Origin of the sequence: Streptomyces sp. ACA25, assembly GCF_028200735.1 — a bacterium.
Taxonomy (GTDB): domain Bacteria; phylum Actinomycetota; class Actinomycetes; order Streptomycetales; family Streptomycetaceae; genus Streptomyces.
The window spans coordinates 1-1,857 of sequence record NZ_JAQKPV010000055.1; the positions used below are offsets into that span (position 1 = coordinate 1).

Annotated in this window: 2 protein-coding genes; one reads left to right on the forward strand and one right to left on the reverse strand. The window is 68.8% G+C overall.

Going from position 1 to position 1,857, the window contains the following annotated elements; genetic code table 11:
• A partial coding sequence (locus PJ985_RS23110; protein WP_271685838.1) for a hypothetical protein occupies positions 1–234 on the reverse strand: 234 nt, incomplete at its 3' end.
• A gap of 27 nt (positions 235–261) precedes the next feature.
• On the opposite strand from PJ985_RS23110, the gene PJ985_RS23115 reads away from it, so the two are divergent.
• The coding region (locus PJ985_RS23115; protein WP_271685839.1) for a beta-ketoacyl reductase at positions 262–1,857 on the forward strand (1,596 nt) is incomplete at its 3' end.

The following is a 1,857-nucleotide window of genomic DNA, read 5'->3' on the forward strand; positions in this document are numbered from 1 at the left end:
ATATGCGCCACCGAGTCCGACACGATCAGCAATACCGAAAGCCGCCAGGCCACCAGGCAACTGATCACAAACCTCGAAGCGGCGCTGGCCCGGCGAGGTGCCCAGACCGAGGTGCTGGCTGTGGATCCGCTCGCGGACCGTGCTCGCTTCGCTGAACTGCTCGCTGCCGCAGCCGGCGAGGGCTCGCCCCTGAACGGGGTGGTATCCCTGCTCGGACTCGTGGAGAGCCTCCATCCCCAGTATCCCTCTGTCACTTTGGGTTTGGCCGCATCGCTGGCGCTCGTACAGGCGGTCGGTGACGCGGGGGCCGCGGTGCCTCTGTGGAACGTCACCCGTGGCGCGATAGCGGTGACACCGAGCGAGGTGCCGAATGTGGGCGGCGCTCAGGTGTGGGCCTTCGGCCGGGTGGCCGCGCTTGAACTCCCCGAACGTTGGGGCGGATCCATCGACCTCCCGGAAACACCGGACGCGCGGGTACTGGACCGGCTGGCCCACGCCCTCACCGGTGCGTCGGACGAGGACCAGGTCGCGGTACGCGACTCCGGGGCCTATGGGCGCCGGGTGATGCGGGCCGGAGGTACTGCGCGCAGAGAATGGCGCCCCCGTGGAACAGTCCTGGTGACAGGCGGCACTGGCGCTCTCGGTGCTCATGTGGCCCGCTGGCTGGCCCGCAACGGAGCCGAGCACCTGGTTCTCACCAGCCGCCGAGGAACACAGGCCCCAGGGGCGACGGAGTTGGAGGCTGAACTGCGCGCCCTCGGGCCGGATGTGACCGTGGCAGCCTGCGACGTCTCCGACCGCGAGGCCCTGGCCGCCCTCCTTCAGGCTCAACCGCCCACCGCCGTCTTCCACACGGCCGGCGTGCTCGGCGACGGGGTGATCGACACCCTCACCCTGGAACGTTGCGACGACGTACTGCGCTCGAAAGCCGCTTCGGCAATTCTCCTCCACGAACTCACCCAGCATCTTGCACTGGATGCCTTCGTCCTCTTCTCGTCGACCACTGGAGTCTGGGGCAACGGCGGACAGGCGGCCTATGCGGCCGCCAACGCCTGCTTGGACGCGCTGGCCGAACACCGCCGCGCGGCAGGACTCCCCGCCACCTCCGTTTCATGGGGGTTGTGGGGCGGCGGAGGCATGGCCGAGGGAGCCGGCGAGCGGAACCTCAACCGCCACGGCATCACGGCCATGGACCCCGACCACGGGATCACGGCGCTACAGCATGCCCTTGACCGTGACGACACCTGGGTCACCGTCGCCGACGTCGACTGGCCGGAATTCGCCCCGCGTTCCGCCGCGCTCCGACCCGGTCCTCTCTTCGAGGGCATACCCGAGGCGCGGCGTGCGCTGGAGGCCCGGGAGGACGACGAACTCACACAGATGTCGGATCTCGCACAACGCGTCAAGGCCATGTCCGAGTCGGAACGACAGCAGTTCCTGCTGAAGCTCGTACGCGCGGAGGCGGCAGCGGTCCTGCGGCACGAGACGGTGGAGGCCGTCACCCCCGCCAAGGCGTTCAAGGCCGCTGGCTTCGACTCGCTCACCGCGCTGGAACTGCGCAACCGCCTGAACGCCGCCACCGGTCTGAAGTTGCCGTCCACCGTCGTCTTCGACCACTCCAGCCCAGCCGCGCTGGCGAAGTTGCTGGACGCCGAACTCACAGGAGAACGCCCCGGCATTCGCCCGGTGGTCGCCGCGGAGAGTTCCATCGACGAGCCCATCGCGATTGTCGGAATGGCCTGCCGATACCCAGGCGGGGCGGACACCCCCGAGAAGTTGTGGGATCTGGTGCTGAACGAGGCCGACGTCGTGGGCCGCGTCCCCAATGACCGGGGTTGGGACATGGATGCCCTCTTC